Origin of the sequence: Pseudomonas hamedanensis, assembly GCF_014268595.2 — a bacterium.
Classification (GTDB): domain Bacteria; phylum Pseudomonadota; class Gammaproteobacteria; order Pseudomonadales; family Pseudomonadaceae; genus Aquipseudomonas; species Aquipseudomonas hamedanensis.
The window spans coordinates 4,195,455-4,211,120 of record NZ_CP077091.1 but is presented as its reverse complement, the minus strand read 5'-3'; the positions used below and the strand labels follow the sequence as shown (position 1 = coordinate 4,211,120).

Genomic DNA, 15,666 nt, shown 5'->3' with positions numbered 1-15,666 from the left:
AAATTGGCCAGCGCAGGAGATGCGCGGTGTTCTTTGACGACCCCTTCGCGAGCAGGCTCGCTCCCACATGTGAAATGCATTCCAGGGTGGGAGCGAGGCTGCTCGCGAAAACGGTGTGTCAGGCGACGAAGGTCAGGCGCCCGGCACGAAGTGCTTCTGAGCCGTGCCACGGGCGATCAGGCGCGAGATGTAGTCGAGCTTCTGCGCGTCCTGGTCGACAAAACGGAAGGTCAGTTGCAGCCAGTCGCTGTCGGCTTTTTGCTCGTGGGCGACGATGGCATGCAGGTAACCATTGAGGCGGGCGATCTCGGCATTGTCGCCCTGCTCCAGATCGAGCACAGCGCTGTCGAGGATCTGCGGCAGGGTCTCGGTGCGTTTCACCACCAGCAGCGCTTCCTTGATGCTCAAGGCCTTGATCACGCATTGCTGAGTACCGCTCGGCAGGCGCAACTGGCCCTGACCACGACCACCGACTGGCGCTTTCGACGTGCCAGGCGCCTGCACCGGCGGGCTGTTGAGCAGACCGCGCGATGGCGCTGCGGCAGGGGCTGGCGCCGCCGTAGCGGGCTTGGCGAACGGATTGGCAGCCGCTGCGCCGACCACGGCAGGCTTGCCGCCAGTCAGTGCGCTCAGGGAATCATTGCCGAACGCCGAATTCATTTTGGTCGGTGCGCTGTTCATCAAGGTGTCGAGCTTGCCGACCTTGTTCAGCGCCTGCTTGACCTTGGTCAGCAACTGCTCATTGGTGAACGGCTTGCTGACGTAGCCGGAAACGCCGGCCTGGATCGCCTGCACGACGTTTTCCTTGTCGCCACGACTGGTGACCATGATGAACGGCATGGTCTTGAGGTTGTCCTGCTCGCGGCACCAGGTCAGCAGTTCGAGGCCAGACATTTCCGGCATTTCCCAGTCGCACAGCACCAGGTCGAAGGCCTCTTTGGCCAGCATGGCCTGGGCCTTTTTGCCGTTGATGGCGTCCTCGGTGCGGATCCCCGGGAAGTAATTACGCAGGCACTTTTTCACCAGGTCACGAATGAACGAAGCATCGTCCACGACCAACACACTGATCTTGCTCATCCAACACCCCTAAAAAAAATCCCGGCAAGCATAACGCTTGAATGATGGCACTTTGCCAAAACTTTTCAGTCACGCCGGGACTTTTCGTTCGCGGGTGCTGCTTTTCAATACAAAAGCCGTAAACAAAAACGCCCGGCCAAAGGGCCGGGCGCTTTTCTCAGGCAATCTTACTTATCGTCAGCTTCGCCCGGAACATTAGCGGTTTCACCGCTTGTGCCTTCAACTTCTTCCTTCATGCGCTTGAGGCCCATGTGCCGCACGTCGGTGCCGCGTACCAGGTAAATCACCAGTTCGGAGATGTTGCGTGCGTGATCGCCGATGCGCTCCAGCGAACGCAGGACCCAGATGATGCTCAGAACCCGCGAGATAGAGCGCGGGTCTTCCATCATGTAAGTCGCCAGCTCACGCAGCGCGGTCTTGTATTCGCGGTCGATGATCTTGTCGTACTGCGCGACCGACAACGCCAGATCGGCGTCGAAACGGGCAAATGCATCGAGCGCATCGCGAACCATGTTACGCACCTGGTCGCCAATGTGGCGAACCTCGACATAACCGCGCGGCGCTTCGCCTTCTTCGCACAACTGGATGGCGCGGCGGGCGATCTTGGTGGCTTCGTCGCCGATGCGTTCCAGGTCGATCACCGACTTGGAAATGCTGATGATCAAGCGCAGGTCAGATGCCGCTGGCTGGCGACGAGCGAGGATGCGCAGGCATTCTTCGTCGATGTTGCGTTCCATCTGGTTGATCTGGTCGTCGATCTCGCGGACCTGCTGAGCCAGACCGGAATCGGCCTCGATCAGCGCCGTGACCGCGTCGTTGACCTGCTTCTCGACCAGCCCGCCCATGGCCAGCAGGTGGCTGCGCACTTCTTCCAGTTCGGCGTTGAACTGCGCGGAAATATGATGAGTAAGGCCTTCTTTGGAAATCATTCGTTCGCTCCGCGAAAGTTGCAAGCTTCAAGCCGCAAGCTTCAAGCAGTTATGTGTTAGTCCTGTCAATCACACCGTTTCAAACTTGCCGCTCGCAGCTCCAGGCTTGCGGCTCTACGGTTAGCCGTAGCGACCGGTGATGTAGTCTTCGGTCTGCTTCTTCGCCGGATTGGTGAACAGGGTATCGGTATCGCCGAATTCCACCAGTTTGCCCATGTACATGAACGCGGTGTAGTCGGACACCCGCGCCGCCTGCTGCATGTTGTGGGTCACGATGACGATGGTGAACTTGGATTTCAGCTCGTAGATCAGCTCTTCGACTTTCAGTGTCGAGATCGGGTCGAGGGCCGAGCACGGTTCGTCGAGCAGCAAGACCTCCGGCTCAACGGCGATAGTGCGGGCGATGACCAGACGTTGTTGCTGACCACCGGACAGGCCGAGCGCCGACTCATGCAGACGATCCTTGACCTCATCCCACAGCGCCGCGCCTTTCAGTGCCCACTCGACGGCTTCGTCGAGAACGCGCTTTTTGTTGATGCCCTGGATGCGCAGGCCATACACCACGTTTTCATAGATGGTTTTCGGGAACGGGTTAGGCTTCTGGAACACCATGCCGACGCGACGGCGCAGCTCGGCAACGTCCTCGCCCTTGCGATAGATGTTGTTGCCGTACAGGTTGATCGCGCCTTCGACGCGGCAGCCATCAACCAGATCGTTCATGCGGTTGAAGGTACGCAGCAGCGTGGACTTGCCGCAGCCGGACGGGCCGATGAAGGCGGTCACGCGCTGTTTCGGGATGTTCATGCTGACGTCGAACAGTGCTTGTTTGTCGCCGTAGTACAGGCTCAGGCCCGGCACTTCGATGGCAACGGTTTCCTGCGCCAGGTTCAGGCTCTGCTTGTCGCGGCCCAGGGCAGACATGTTGATGCCGTGGCTGTGTGTTTCGTGCTGCATGGGAGGCTCCCTGTGCTGACAAATTCGGTTCGGAACACTGCTTTTGCAGCTTCCATCAATGTTGCGACGGACGCAGTTCAATGTGGGAGCGAGCTTGCTCGCGAAGGGGCCGGTGCGGCCGCCAAAAGCTTCGCGAGCAAGCTCGCTCCCACAGGGTTTGCGTCATCCTCAGCTATCCAGTGCTTTGTATTTTTCGCGCAGGTGGTTACGGATATACACCGCCGACAGGTTCAACGTCGCGATCACCAGCACCAGCAGCAGCGCCGTGGCGTACACCAGCGGGCGGGCCGCTTCGACGTTGGGGCTCTGGAAGCCGACGTCATAGATGTGGAAGCCCAGGTGCATGATTTTCTGGTCCAGGTGCAGGTACGGGTAGTTGCCGTCCACCGGCAGCGACGGCGCCAGTTTCACCACACCCACCAGCATCAGCGGCGCCACTTCACCGGCGGCACGGGCGACGGCGAGGATCATGCCGGTCATCATCGCCGGGCTGGCCATCGGAATGACGATCTTCCAGAGCGTTTCCGCCTTGGTCGCGCCCAGTGCCAGCGAGCCTTCACGCACGGTACGCGGAATCCGCGCCAGACCTTCTTCGGTCGCGACGATCACCACCGGCACCGCCAGCAGCGCCAGGGTCAGCGACGCCCAGAGCAGGCCGGGCGTACCGAATGTCGGCGCCGGCAATGCTTCAGGGAAGAACAAACGGTCAACCGAGCCACCCAGCACGTAAACGAAGAAGCCCAGGCCGAACACGCCGTAAACGATCGCCGGTACGCCGGCAAGGTTGTTCACGGCGATGCGGATGATGCGGGTCAGGGTGTTCTGTTTGGCGTATTCACGCAGGTACACCGCCGCCAGTACGCCGAACGGGGTCACGATCATCGCCATGATCAGCGTCATCATCACGGTGCCGAAAATCGCCGGGAAGATCCCGCCTTCGGTGTTCGCTTCACGCGGGTCGTCCGACAGGAACTCCCAGATCTTGCTGAAGTAGAAACCGATTTTGGTCAGGGTGCCCATGGCGTTCGGCTGATAGGCGTGAACCACTTTGCCCAGGCCGATTTCGATCTCTTTGCCGTTGGCATCGCGAGCCGTCAGGGCATCGCGGTTGAACTGGGCATGCAGGTCGGCCAGGCGCGCTTCGATGTCTTGATAGCGGGCATTGAGCTCGGCGCGCTCGGATTCCATGTCCGCTTGTGCGGTGGCGTCGAGTTTGCCTTCCAGTTCCAGTTTGCGGCCGTGCAGGCGGATGCGTTCGAGACCGGCGTTGATCGCGCCAATGTCGACTTTTTCCAGCGTCTTGAGCTGAGCGGCGAGATCGTTCACACGATTGATCCGCGCTTGCAGCTCAGGCCACGCGGCTTCGCCTTCAGCGATAACCTTGCCGTCCTGTTTGACGTTGACCAGGTAGCCGTAGAAGTTGCCCCATTCGCGACGCTCGATCGCCATCAACTCGGGCGGCGTGGTCTGGTTGGTCAGCCACTCGCCGACGATCCAGGTGAAGTCGTTGCCGTTCAGATCACGGTTGCCGACCTTGATCAGCTCGCGTGTCATGAATTCCGGGCCTTCGTCAGGCACCGGCAGGCCGGCACTCTTCAAACGCGCGCGGGGCACTTGTTCTTTCTGCACCACTTCGCCGACGACCAGGTGATTGGCCTGGCCCGGCACGTCGTAATGCGCATGGATCAGGTCCGCCGGCCAGAAGTGACCGAGACCGCGCACGGCAATCACCGCCAACAGGCCAATGGTCATGATGACCGCGATGGACACCGCGCCACCGCTGATCCAGACGCCCGGGGCGCCGCTCTTGAACCAACCTTTCAGGGAGTTCTGTTTCACAGACTTCTACCTTTGCTTAAAGCGACGAGTATTTCTTGCGCAGACGCTGACGAATCAGTTCTGCCAGGGTGTTCATGACGAAGGTGAACAGCAGCAACACCAGCGCCGAGAGGAACAGCACACGGTAGTGACTGCCGCCGACTTCCGACTCGGGCATTTCCACCGCGACGTTGGCGGCCAGGGTGCGCAGGCCTTCGAACAGGTTCATCTCCATCACCGGGGTGTTGCCGGTCGCCATCAGCACGATCATGGTTTCGCCGACCGCACGGCCCATGCCGATCATCAGCGCCGAGAAGATGCCCGGGCTGGCGGTGAGGATGACCACACGAGTCATGGTCTGCCATGGCGTGGCACCGAGGGCCAGCGAACCCAGGGTCAGGCCGCGCGGCACGCTGAACACGGCGTCTTCGGCGATCGAGTAGATGTTCGGGATCACCGCGAAACCCATGGCCAGACCGACCACCAGAGCGTTGCGCTGGTCGTAGGTAATGCCCAGGTCGTGGGAGATCCACATGCGCATGTCGCCGCCGAAGAACCAGTTCTCCATGAACGGGCTCATGTACAGCGACAGCCAGCCCACAAACAGGATCACCGGGATCAGCAGCGCACTTTCCCAGCCGTCCGGGACTCTCAGACGGATCGACTCAGGCAAGCGGCTGAAACCAAAACCGGCGACCAGGATGCCGATCGGCAACAGCATCAACAGGCTGAAGATGCCCGGCAGGTGGCCTTCGACATACGGCGCAAGGAACAGACCGGCGAAGAAACCGAGGATCACCGTCGGCATCGCTTCCATCAGCTCAATCACCGGTTTGACCTTGCGGCGCATGCCCGGGGCCATGAAGTACGCGGTGTAGATCGCAGCGGCGACAGCCAGAGGCGCAGCCAGAAGCATGGCGTAGAACGCGGCTTTCAGAGTACCGAAGGTCAGCGGCGACAGGCTCAGCTTAGGTTCGAAATCGGTGTTGGCGGCGGTCGATTGCCAGACGTATTTAGGCTCATCGTAGTTCTCGTACCAGACCTTGCTCCACAACGCGCTCCAGGAAACTTCCGGGTGCGGGTTGTCGAGCAGCAGTGGTTGCAGCTTGCCGCCGGCCTCGACAATCACTCGGTTGGCGCGTGGCGACAGACCGAACAGGCCTTGGCCCTCAACGACTTGATCAACCAGCAAAGTGCGATGCGCAGTGCTGTGGAACACACCAAGCTTGCCGCTGGCATCAAGGGCCAGGAAACCTTTGCGGCGCTCTTCGGCAGCGATTTCGACGATTGGCGTGGTGCCCATCTGGAAGGTGCGAATCTGCTTCAGACGCTGCTCACCATCGGTGTCGCGGGCCATGAACCACTGGGCCAGACCACCCTTGGAATCGCCAACGATCAGTGAGATGCCACCGACCAGTTGCGTCGTCGCGGTGACTTCGGCGTCGGCATTTTCCAGCAGCTTGTAGCGACCATTGAGGCTCTTGTCGCGCAGGCTGAACACGTCGGCCTGGGCGCGCCCGTTGACCACGTACAGCCACTGCTGGCGCGGGTCGACGAAGATGTTTTTCACCGGCTCGGTCATCTGCGGCAGATCGATGCGCTTCTGCTCGTTGGTGACTTCGCCGGTCATCATGTTTTCTTCGCTGGTCAGCGACAGCACATTGAGTTGCGAACCGGTGGAGCCAACCAGCACCAGGGTCGAGTCGGTGGCGTTGAGGCTGACATGCTCCAGCGCGCCGCCGCTTTCGTTCAGCGCGATCGGCGCCTCGCCATACGGGAATTCAATGGCCGGGCTGATGGTTTTCTTGCCATCGGGGTAGGTGACTTTATAGGTGTGACGGAACACCAGCGCCTGACCGTTGGACAGGCCCACGGCCACCAGCGGATGACCGGGCTGGTCTTCACCAATGGAGGTCACGGTTGCGCCGGCCGGCAATGGCAGATCGACGCGCTTGAGTTCAGCGCCACTGTCGACCTCGAAGAACAGCGCCTGGCCCTTGTCGGACACGCGCATCGCCACCTGATTCTGCTCTTCGAGCGAAATCATCAGCGGCTTGCCGGCGTCCTGCATCCAGGCCGGGGTGATCGAGTCTTTCGCGGTCAGGTCGGCACCCTGGAACAGCGGCGCGACCACATAGGCGAGGAAGAAGAAGATCAGGGTGATGGCTGCCAGCACCGCCAGGCCGCCGACGAGGACGTACCAACGGGTGAAGCGATCCTTGAGCGCGCGAATGCGGCGCTTGCGTTGCAGCTCAGGCGTATTGAAATCAATGCGCTTGGGAGGGGAAGTCGTAGTCATTGGGGAATTGGCCAGATCATTCATGCGCACACCCTAGCGATCCTGTATGACAGAAAGATGACAATGCAGTGACGCAGCAAATCCGCCACCGGGGAGGTCCGGCAGCGGAGTCGAAAATTTGGTGGTTGTGGGAGCGAGCCTGCTCGCGAAAGCATCGGGTCAGTCACATGAATGGTGCATGTGGCGTCCCCTTCGCGAGCAGGCTCGCTCCCACAGGAGTCCGGTTTCAGGCCGGACTCAGGGTGTTACTTCTTGGCGACAGCGCCGCCTTCCTGCAGACCGAGGTCAGCCAGTGCTTTTGCAGCAACCTTGGCTGGCAGCGGGATGTAGCCGTCCTTGACCACGACTTCCTGACCCTGTTTGGACAGGATCAGTTTGACGAACTCGGCTTCCAGCGGGGCCAGAGGCTTGTTCGGTGCCTTGTTCACGTAAACGTAGAGGAAGCGCGACAGCGGGTACTTGCCGTTCAGGGCGTTTTCTTCGGTGTCTTCGATGAAGTCAGTGCTGCCTTTCTTGGCCAGCGCTACGGTTTTCACGCTAGCGGTCTTGTAACCGATGCCCGAGTAACCCACGCCGTTGAGCGAGGAGCTGATCGACTGCACGACCGAGGCCGAACCGGGTTGTTCGTTGACGTTTGGCTTGAAGTCGCCTTTGCACAGGGCTTCTTCTTTGAAGTAGCCGTAGGTACCCGATACCGAGTTACGACCGAACAGCTGAACCGGCTTGTTTGCCAGGTCGCCGGTCACGCCCAGGTCGCCCCAGGTTTTCACGTCGGTTTTGGCACCGCACAGGCGAGTGGACGAGAAGATCGCGTCGACTTGCTCCATGGTCAGGCCCTTGATCGGGTTGTCCTTGTGCACGAACACGGCCAGGGCATCCACAGCCACCGGGATCGCGGTTGGCTTGTAGCCGTATTTGGTTTCGAAGGCCTGCAGCTCGTTGTCCTTCATCTTGCGGCTCATCGGGCCCAGGTTAGCGGTGCCTTCCGTCAGCGCCGGTGGCGCAGTCGAAGAACCGGCGGCCTGAATCTGGATGTTGACGTTCGGGTATTCTTTTTTGTAGTTCTCGGCCCACAGGGTCATGAGGTTGGCCAGGGTATCGGAACCGACGCTGGACAGGTTGCCCGACACACCAGTGGTCTTGGTGTAGCTCGGGATAGCAGGGTCAACAGCGGCAACCGCGTTGGCAGTCGCAACGCCAGCAGCGACAAAAGTCATTGCCGCCATCAAACGCTTCAGTTTCATGCCTTACTCCTAGCAGATAGGGTGTGTTAAGTCGGGGCCAAGTATCAGCAGGCCGTGTGAACACTCTATGGCTGAAATATGACAATTGGATGAAAGGCCAGCATGTCGCGACAGATCGTTCCCACGCTCTGCGTGGGAATGCCGCCAGGGACGCTCTGCGTCCGCTTCGAGAGGTGACGCAGAGCGTCACGAGATGCATTCCCACGCGGAGCGTGGGAACGATCAGGCGCCAATCAGCGACCTTTTTTCCATAGCCACGCGCCGACCAGCATCCCCACCCCGCACAACACCGCGACATAGTAAGCCGGGCCCATCGCGCTTTCCTTGAGCAGCAGGCTCACCACCATCGGCGTCAACCCGCCAAAGATCGCGTAAGCCACGTTGTACGAGAACGACAAGCCGCTGAAACGCACCACTGGCGGGAACGCCTTGACCATTACGTACGGCACCGCGCCGATGGTGCCGACCAGCAGACCGGTCAGCGCGTACAGCGGAAACAGCCAGTTCGGGTGATCGGCAAGGCTGTGATAGAAGGTCCAGGAACTGATCAGCAAGCCCAGGCAACCGAACACGAATACACGACCGGCGCCGAAGCGATCGGCCAGTGCGCCGGCGCCGATGCAACCGAGGCTGAGGAACACGATGGCCAGGCTGTTGGACTGCAACGCGGTGGTTGGCGAGAAGTGATAAACCGTCTGCAGCACCGTCGGGGTCATCAGAATGACCACGACCACGCCAGCCGAGAGCAGCCAGGTCAGCAACATCGAAATGGCGATCGCACCGCGATGGTCACGCAGCACCGCGCGCAACGGCACTTCTTCGGCCAGCGCCTTGCGCAGTTGCAGTTCGGCGAACACCGGGGTTTCGTGCAGCCAGCGGCGAAGGTACACCGAGAACAGGCCGAACACGCCGCCGAGCAGGAACGGGATCCGCCAGGCGTAATCCGACACTTCTGCTGGCGTATAAAGGCTGTTGATCGCCGTGGCGACCAGCGAGCCGAGCAAGATACCGGCCGTCAGGCCGCTGGTGAGGGTGCCACAGGCATATCCGATGTGCTTTTGCGGAACGTGTTCGGAAACGAAGACCCAGGCCCCCGGCACTTCACCGCCGATCGCCGCACCCTGGATGACCCGCATCAACAGCAACAGGATCGGCGCCCAGATGCCGATCTGCGCATAGGTCGGCAGCAGACCCATGATCAGGGTCGGCACGGCCATCATGAAAATGCTCAGGGTGAACATTTTCTTGCGCCCCAGCAGGTCGCCGAAATGCGCCATGACGATGCCGCCCAGAGGACGCGCCAGATAGCCGGCGGCGAAAATGCCGAAGGTCTGCATCAGGCGCAGCCATTCGGGCATGTCGGCCGGGAAGAACAGCTTGCCGACCACGGTGGCGAAGAAAACGAAGATGATGAAATCGTAGAACTCCAGCGCGCCGCCCAGGGCGGACAGCGACAGGGTCTTGTAGTCATTGCGGGTCAACGGTCGTGCGGGTTGCTCGGGCTGCGCGAGGCTCGAAGGCGCTGAGGTCATGGCAAGGGCTTCTCTTATAGTCGAATCTGTCGCCACAACAACGCTGGCAGTGGCTCGGACAGGTTCGGCACCATAGCAAATTGTTCGAAAAAGCACATAGAGGCGCGTAATTGACGGTCGAAATCAGAACCGGTGGTCGTCGTGGCGTCTGTCGACCGATATACTCGCCCCCTGCGCAGGCTTTGTAGGAGGTTGCTGTGCGAAAACGTTGTTGGCCCGTCCTTTGCTCGGGATTTAGCCTTTTTCGCAGAGTTTCCCTTTAGGCGCCTGATGGAAAACGTGACGAACGTAGTATGTTCGGTGTTGAATCGTTTTTCGCGAAGACGGCTACCACCCGCATTACCCACGAAGAGTCACGGGTCAGAGGCCCCCCGGCATGATAGAGCTCGAACAAGAAGATCCGATCCCACAGGGCGACCTGGCCCTGCAAATCACCGCGCTGCCGCGCGAAACCAACGGCTTTGGCGATATTTTCGGCGGCTGGCTGGTGGCGCAGATGGACCTGGCCGGCACCGCGATGGCCAGCCGTGTCGCCGGTGGCCGCGTCGCCACGGTTGCCATCGACCGCATGGCGTTCCTGGTACCGGTCGCCGTTGGCGCACAGTTGTCCTTTTATACCCAGACCCTGGAAATCGGCCGCAGCTCGATCCAGATGATGGTCGAGGTGTGGAGCGACGACCCACTCTCCAGCGAATGGCGCAAGGTCACCGAAGCGGTCTTTGTTTTCGTCGCCATCGACGGCAGTGGTCGCACGCGCTCGGTTCCGCCACGCGCGCGTTAAACCTCGCGGCCGTTTCGCGGTCGATAGTCGTCCCCAGTGTCTGATCGAGAGTTGCCCATGAACACGCCAAACGTTGAAGCCGTGAAACTGGATGAACTGAACTGCTGGCGCATCCGCCACGGCAAGGCTGAAGTGCTGGTGGCCCAGCAAGGCGCGCACATCCTCAGTTATCAGATCGACGGACAGCCGCCGATCATCTGGCTGAACGACAAGGCCGACCTGAAAACCGGCAAGAGCATTCGTGCCGGCGTGCCCGTGTGCTGGCCGTGGTTCGGCAAATTCGAACGCAACCCGCAGAGCGTGCAGAACATGTACGTCGGCGAGCAACCGGCCCCCGCGCACGGTCTGGTGCGAGCGATGGACTGGGAGCTGGGCGGCATCGAATCCGAGGCTGACGGCATCAAGGTCGAGTTCAAGCTGCCCTGCCCGGAAGGTGGCCTGCCGGGCTGGCCGCATGAAGTCGACCTGACCCTGACCCTGCATCTCTCGGATAAATTGCATTACAGCCTGACCAGCCATAACCGCGGCGCCGACAGCGTGACCCTCAGCCAGGCGCTGCACACGTATTTCGCCGTCAGTGACGTGCGTAACGTGCATGTCGACGGCGTGGCCGGGCTGGATTACATCGAGACCCTGGACGACTGGAACATTGCCAGCCAGCAAGGCGATCTGCAGTTCACCGGCGAGACCGATCGCATCTACCTCGACGTACCGCCGCAGTTGAGCATCATTGATCCAACCTGGGAACGCCGCATCGTGTTGACCTCAACGGGCTCGCGCACCGCCGTGATCTGGAATCCGTGGATCGACCGCGCCGCCGCACTGCCCGACATGGACAACGACGGCTGGCAGCGCATGCTGTGCATCGAGACGGCGAATGTGATGGATGACATCGTCACCCTGGCGCCGGGGGCGAGCCATACCATGGGTGTCAGCGTAGCTGCTACGCCGCTCTAAGCTCTAGCGCCATACAAAAGGGCAAAGAGCCCTGTGGCGAGGGGATTTATCCCCGCTGGGTCGCGCAGCGGCCCCCGCTTTATTTAAATCAAAAGCTGGGGCCTGCTGCGCAGTCCAGCGGGGATAAATCCCCTCGCCACAGATAAATCCCTTCACCACAGATAAATCCCCTCACCACAAAGGCTCGCTCCTAAATTTATGTGCGGCGCGCTTTAGAGGTCAGCCTCCTGCACCACCCGCACCTTCTCCGCCTCCAGCGCATACGCCGCATCGGCCAGGTCATTGCTGACCTTTTCGATCTTCAACGTGCCCGTTACCCACAGCGGTGTGTAGATGTCATCCAGCTTCAGGCCCTTGGGATAGCGCACCAGCACCAACTGATTTGGCGGCGGTGGCGGCACGTGAATGCACGCGCCCGGGTACGGCACCAGGAAGAACAGTGTGCTGCGGCCCTTGGCATCGGATTCCAGCGGCACCGGGTAACCGCCGATGCGGATGTGCTTGTCGTTCATCGACGCTACGGTTTTGCTTGAATACATCACCGCCGGCAAACCTTTGGCCTGCTTCATCCCGCCTTTCTCGGTGAAGGTGCCGCTGGCTTCGGGAGAGTTGTGGTCGATTTCCGGCATGGCCTCGAGGGCCTTTTGGTCCGACTTGGGCATCAGGTCGAGCCAGTCGGTTTCCGGCAGTTCGCCGGCGTGGGCCAAGCCGCTGCCCAGCAAGAGGAGAGTCAACAGAAGATGGCGCATGAGGTGCTCGGTATGAAAGAGAGAACAGTGAATCGCCGAGCATTCTAGCCCTCCCTGCCGCGATGGCAGAGAGGACTTTGTCGCTTTGGATCAGTTCTTTTTGATCAGGCCGTAGATCACCAGCAGCACGACCGCGCCAACCAGCGCGCCGAGGAAACCGGCACCCTCGCCAGCCTGATAAATACCCAGAGCCTGGCCGCCATAGGTGGCCGCCAGCGAACCGCCGATACCGAGCAGGATAGTCATGATCCAGCCCATGCTGTCATCGCCCGGTTTCAGGAACCGCGCCAGCAGGCCGACGATCAAGCCGATAAAAATGGTTCCGATAATTCCCATGACATTTCCCTCTGATTGATTGGCTATAGCCTAGCCAGACTTTGGCATCCTGCCATCAGAGAACGGCGGGCCCTGAATGGTTCCGCCGCTGCCACATGAAACTGTTTTACTCGGCAATCAACGCTTCGACCTTGACGATCTGCGCTTGCAGCGTGGCCATGTCGGCGCAGCGCAGGTTGGCGTGACCGACCTTGCGCCCGGCCTTGAAGGCTTTGCCGTAGTGGTGCAAATGGCAGTCCTGGATGGCGATGACTTTTTCAACCGGCGGCACAACACCGATGAAGTTGAGCATCGCGCTCTCGCCGACCTTGGCGGTCGAGCCCAGCGGCAGGCCGGCCACGGCGCGCAGGTGGTTTTCGAACTGACTGCACTCGGCGCCTTCAGTGGTCCAGTGTCCGGAGTTGTGTACGCGCGGGGCGATTTCGTTGGCTTTCAGGCCGCCGTCGACTTCAAAGAACTCGAAGGCCATCACGCCCACGTAGTCGAGGTGCTTGAGTACGCGGCTGGAATAGTCTTCCGCCAAAGCCTGCAACGGGTGATCAGTGCTGGCGACGGACAGTTTGAGAATGCCGCTGTCGTGAGTGTTGTGCACCAGCGGATAGAACTTCGTTTCGCCATCGCGAGCGCGCACAGCGATCAGTGACACTTCGCCGGTGAACGGCACGAAGCCTTCGAGCAGGCAGGCGACGCTGCCCAGTTCAGCGAAAGTACCGGCGACGTCTTCCGGCTTGCGCAGGACTTTCTGACCCTTGCCGTCGTAACCCAGAGTGCGGGTCTTAAGCACGGCCGGTAGACCGATCGAAGCGACAGCAGCGTCCAGATCGGCTTGCGACTGGATGTCGGCGAAGGCCGGGGTCGGAATGTCCAGATCCTTGAACATGCTCTTTTCGAACCAGCGATCACGGGCGATGCGCAGGGCTTCGGCGCTTGGGTACACCGGCACGAATTGCGAGAGAAACGCCACGGTTTCGGCCGGGACGCTTTCGAATTCGAAGGTCACCAGATCGACTTCATCGGCCAGTTGGCGCAGATGATCCTGATCGCCGTAATCGGCCCGCAGGTGTTCGCCCAGCGCGGCCGCGCAGGCGTCCGGCGCAGGGTCGAGGAAAGCGAAGTTCATGCCCAGCGGAGTGCCCGCCAGGGCCAACATGCGGCCCAACTGGCCGCCACCGATTACACCGATCTTCATCTCAACAACCTCAGGCAATACGTGGGTCTGGATTGTCCAGGACGCTGTCTGTCTGCTCGGCACGGAAGGTTTTCAGTACCGCGTGGAACTGCGGGTGCTTGGCGCCCAGAATACTCGCCGAGAGCAGCGCGGCGTTGATCGCGCCAGCCTTGCCGATGGCCAGGGTGGCAACCGGAATGCCCGCAGGCATCTGCACGATCGACAGCAGCGAATCGACGCCCGAGAGCATGGCCGACTGCACCGGCACACCCAGCACCGGCAGGTGGGTCTTGGCCGCACACATGCCAGGCAGGTGGGCCGCGCCGCCAGCACCGGCGATAATCACCTCGATGCCGCGGTTTTCAGCCTCTTCGGCGTACTGGAACAGCAGATCCGGGGTGCGGTGGGCGGAAACCACCTTGACCTCGTACGGGATGCCGAGCTTTTCCAGCATATCGGCGGTGTGGCTAAGGGTGGACCAATCGGACTTGGAGCCCATGATCACGCCAACCAGTGCACTCATCGTCGCGCCTCTTCTCTCTGGAGCGCCCGCAGGCGCGTCATAAAACAACAAGCCACGCAGGTTGCGTGGCTTGATTGTACGAAAAATGGCCGGACGTGCCGGCCGAAGGCCGCGCAGTATACCGCAAAGAAAGCAATAAACAGCCCCCGGAACGACCATCTGTCAAATGAGCGAAAGGCCCGGTTTTATTGACCTTTAGGTCAGCGCACAATCCTTGTAGGAGTGAGCCTGCTCGCGATAGCGTCGGCACGTCAAGCATCAATGTGACAGACACACCGCCATCGCGAGCAGGCTCACTCCTACAGTGGATTTGTGGTGGGTCAGGAGGATTGTGCAGCACCACCTTCGAGCTTGCGCCACAGCAAGCGCACGTTCGCCTTGCGCACCAATGCGCAGCGGTAAAGACGAATCTCCAGCGGCACATGCCATTGCGGGCCACCACACACCACCAGTTCGCCGCGCGCCAGTTCGGCACGTACGCTCAACTGCGGCACCCAGGCAATACCCAGGCCTTCCAGCGCCATGCTTTTCAGGCTGTCGGCCATAGCCGTTTCGTAGACCGTGGTGAAGCGCAACTGACGCTGACGCAGCAAACCATTGACCGAACGGCCGAGAAACGCCCCGGCGCTGTAGGCGAGCAACGGCACGCTGGCGTCACCTTCCAGATCGAACAGCGGTTTGCCCTCGGCATCCGCCGCGCACACCGGGAGCATTTCGGTCTGGCCCAAATGCAGCGACGGGAAGATCTCCGGGTCCATCTGCATCGCCGCATCGGGGTCGTAGAACGCCAGCATCAGATCGCAACCGCCCTCGCGCAACGCATGCACCGCATCGCCGACGTTGGTCGCCACCAGACGTGTGGCGATGTTCAACCCTTCGTTGCGCAACTGGGCGATCCAGCGGGGAAAGAAACCCAGCGCGAGCGAGTGAGCCGCAGCGACTTGCATCACTTCGCCCTGCCCGCCTTCCAGATGATGCAGGTGGCGCAGCACTTCACCAAGTTGTTCGACCACGGTGCGCGCGGTAACCAGAAACAACTGCCCCGCCGCCGTCAGTTCGACCGGCGTGCGCGACCGGTTGACCAGCGTCAGGCCCAGCGCCGCTTCGAGGCTGCGGATCCGCCGACTGAACGCCGGCTGAGTCACGAAGCGCCGTTCGGCGGCCTGCGAGAAGCTGCGGGTGGCGGCCAGAGCACTGAAGTCCTCGAGCCATTTGCTTTCCAGATTCATCACGTCCTCCCGGACACGCACCAAAACAGGTCACACGTCTGCCGCACAGGCGGCGTCACATCGGCATTAT

At 60.9% G+C, this 15,666-nt stretch carries 14 protein-coding genes; 2 read left to right on the top strand and 12 right to left on the bottom strand.

Annotation, left to right across the window (positions count from 1 at the left end):
• Nucleotides 1-132: 132 nt before the first annotated feature.
• The 7 genes from HU739_RS18205 to HU739_RS18175 form a co-directional block, all read right to left on the bottom strand.
• The gene (locus tag HU739_RS18205) at nucleotides 133-1,077 is read right to left on the bottom strand and encodes a response regulator (RefSeq protein ID WP_186546129.1); all 945 of its coding nucleotides are present in this window, start codon (nucleotides 1,075-1,077) and stop codon (nucleotides 133-135) included.
• 167 nt (nucleotides 1,078-1,244) lie between these two features.
• Nucleotides 1,245-2,006, bottom strand: coding sequence for a phosphate signaling complex protein PhoU (gene phoU, locus HU739_RS18200; RefSeq protein ID WP_186531114.1), 762 nt, complete (start codon nucleotides 2,004-2,006; stop codon nucleotides 1,245-1,247).
• A gap of 120 nt (nucleotides 2,007-2,126) precedes the next feature.
• A complete protein-coding gene (pstB, locus tag HU739_RS18195; RefSeq protein ID WP_186546130.1) occupies nucleotides 2,127-2,960 on the bottom strand; it encodes a phosphate ABC transporter ATP-binding protein PstB in 834 nt (277 codons plus the stop codon).
• Nucleotides 2,961-3,128: 168 nt separating this feature from the next.
• A complete protein-coding gene (gene pstA / locus HU739_RS18190) occupies nucleotides 3,129-4,799 on the bottom strand; it encodes a phosphate ABC transporter permease PstA (RefSeq protein ID WP_186546131.1) in 1,671 nt (556 codons plus the stop codon).
• A gap of 16 nt (nucleotides 4,800-4,815) precedes the next feature.
• Nucleotides 4,816-6,849, bottom strand: coding sequence for an ABC transporter permease subunit (locus tag HU739_RS18185; RefSeq protein WP_186546336.1), 2,034 nt, complete (start codon nucleotides 6,847-6,849; stop codon nucleotides 4,816-4,818).
• A gap of 473 nt (nucleotides 6,850-7,322) precedes the next feature.
• Nucleotides 7,323-8,321 carry a phosphate ABC transporter substrate-binding protein PstS gene (locus tag HU739_RS18180; protein WP_042561820.1) on the bottom strand — a complete coding sequence of 333 codons (999 nt, stop codon included), beginning with the start codon at nucleotides 8,319-8,321 and terminating at the stop codon, nucleotides 7,323-7,325.
• Between the two features lie 233 nt (nucleotides 8,322-8,554).
• Nucleotides 8,555-9,853 carry an MFS transporter gene (locus tag HU739_RS18175; RefSeq protein WP_186546132.1) on the bottom strand — a complete coding sequence of 433 codons (1,299 nt, stop codon included), beginning with the start codon at nucleotides 9,851-9,853 and terminating at the stop codon, nucleotides 8,555-8,557.
• 376 nt (nucleotides 9,854-10,229) lie between these two features.
• On the opposite strand from HU739_RS18175, the gene HU739_RS18170 reads away from it, so the two are divergent.
• Nucleotides 10,230-10,634, top strand: coding sequence for an acyl-CoA thioesterase (locus HU739_RS18170; RefSeq protein WP_003229628.1), 405 nt, complete (start codon nucleotides 10,230-10,232; stop codon nucleotides 10,632-10,634).
• 57 nt (nucleotides 10,635-10,691) lie between these two features.
• The gene (locus HU739_RS18165; RefSeq protein WP_186546133.1) at nucleotides 10,692-11,591 is read left to right on the top strand and encodes a D-hexose-6-phosphate mutarotase; all 900 of its coding nucleotides are present in this window, start codon (nucleotides 10,692-10,694) and stop codon (nucleotides 11,589-11,591) included.
• Between the two features lie 212 nt (nucleotides 11,592-11,803).
• Here the strand turns inward: HU739_RS18165 and HU739_RS18160 are convergent, their stop codons facing one another.
• The 5 genes from HU739_RS18160 to HU739_RS18140 form a co-directional block, all read right to left on the bottom strand.
• On the bottom strand, nucleotides 11,804-12,340 hold the full coding sequence (locus tag HU739_RS18160) for a DUF3299 domain-containing protein (protein ID WP_186546134.1): 537 nt from the start codon (nucleotides 12,338-12,340) through the stop codon (nucleotides 11,804-11,806).
• A 90-nt stretch (nucleotides 12,341-12,430) separates the two neighbouring features.
• On the bottom strand, nucleotides 12,431-12,676 hold the full coding sequence (locus tag HU739_RS18155) for a GlsB/YeaQ/YmgE family stress response membrane protein (RefSeq protein WP_016772475.1): 246 nt from the start codon (nucleotides 12,674-12,676) through the stop codon (nucleotides 12,431-12,433).
• Between the two features lie 106 nt (nucleotides 12,677-12,782).
• Nucleotides 12,783-13,865, bottom strand: coding sequence for a 5-(carboxyamino)imidazole ribonucleotide synthase (locus HU739_RS18150; protein WP_186546135.1), 1,083 nt, complete (start codon nucleotides 13,863-13,865; stop codon nucleotides 12,783-12,785).
• Between the two features lie 10 nt (nucleotides 13,866-13,875).
• On the bottom strand, nucleotides 13,876-14,367 hold the full coding sequence (gene purE / locus HU739_RS18145) for a 5-(carboxyamino)imidazole ribonucleotide mutase (RefSeq protein WP_186546136.1): 492 nt from the start codon (nucleotides 14,365-14,367) through the stop codon (nucleotides 13,876-13,878).
• Between the two features lie 320 nt (nucleotides 14,368-14,687).
• Nucleotides 14,688-15,596: a LysR substrate-binding domain-containing protein gene (locus HU739_RS18140; RefSeq protein ID WP_186546137.1), complete on the bottom strand. Its 909-nt coding sequence runs from the start codon at nucleotides 15,594-15,596 to the stop codon at nucleotides 14,688-14,690.
• Nucleotides 15,597-15,666 lie beyond the last annotated feature (70 nt).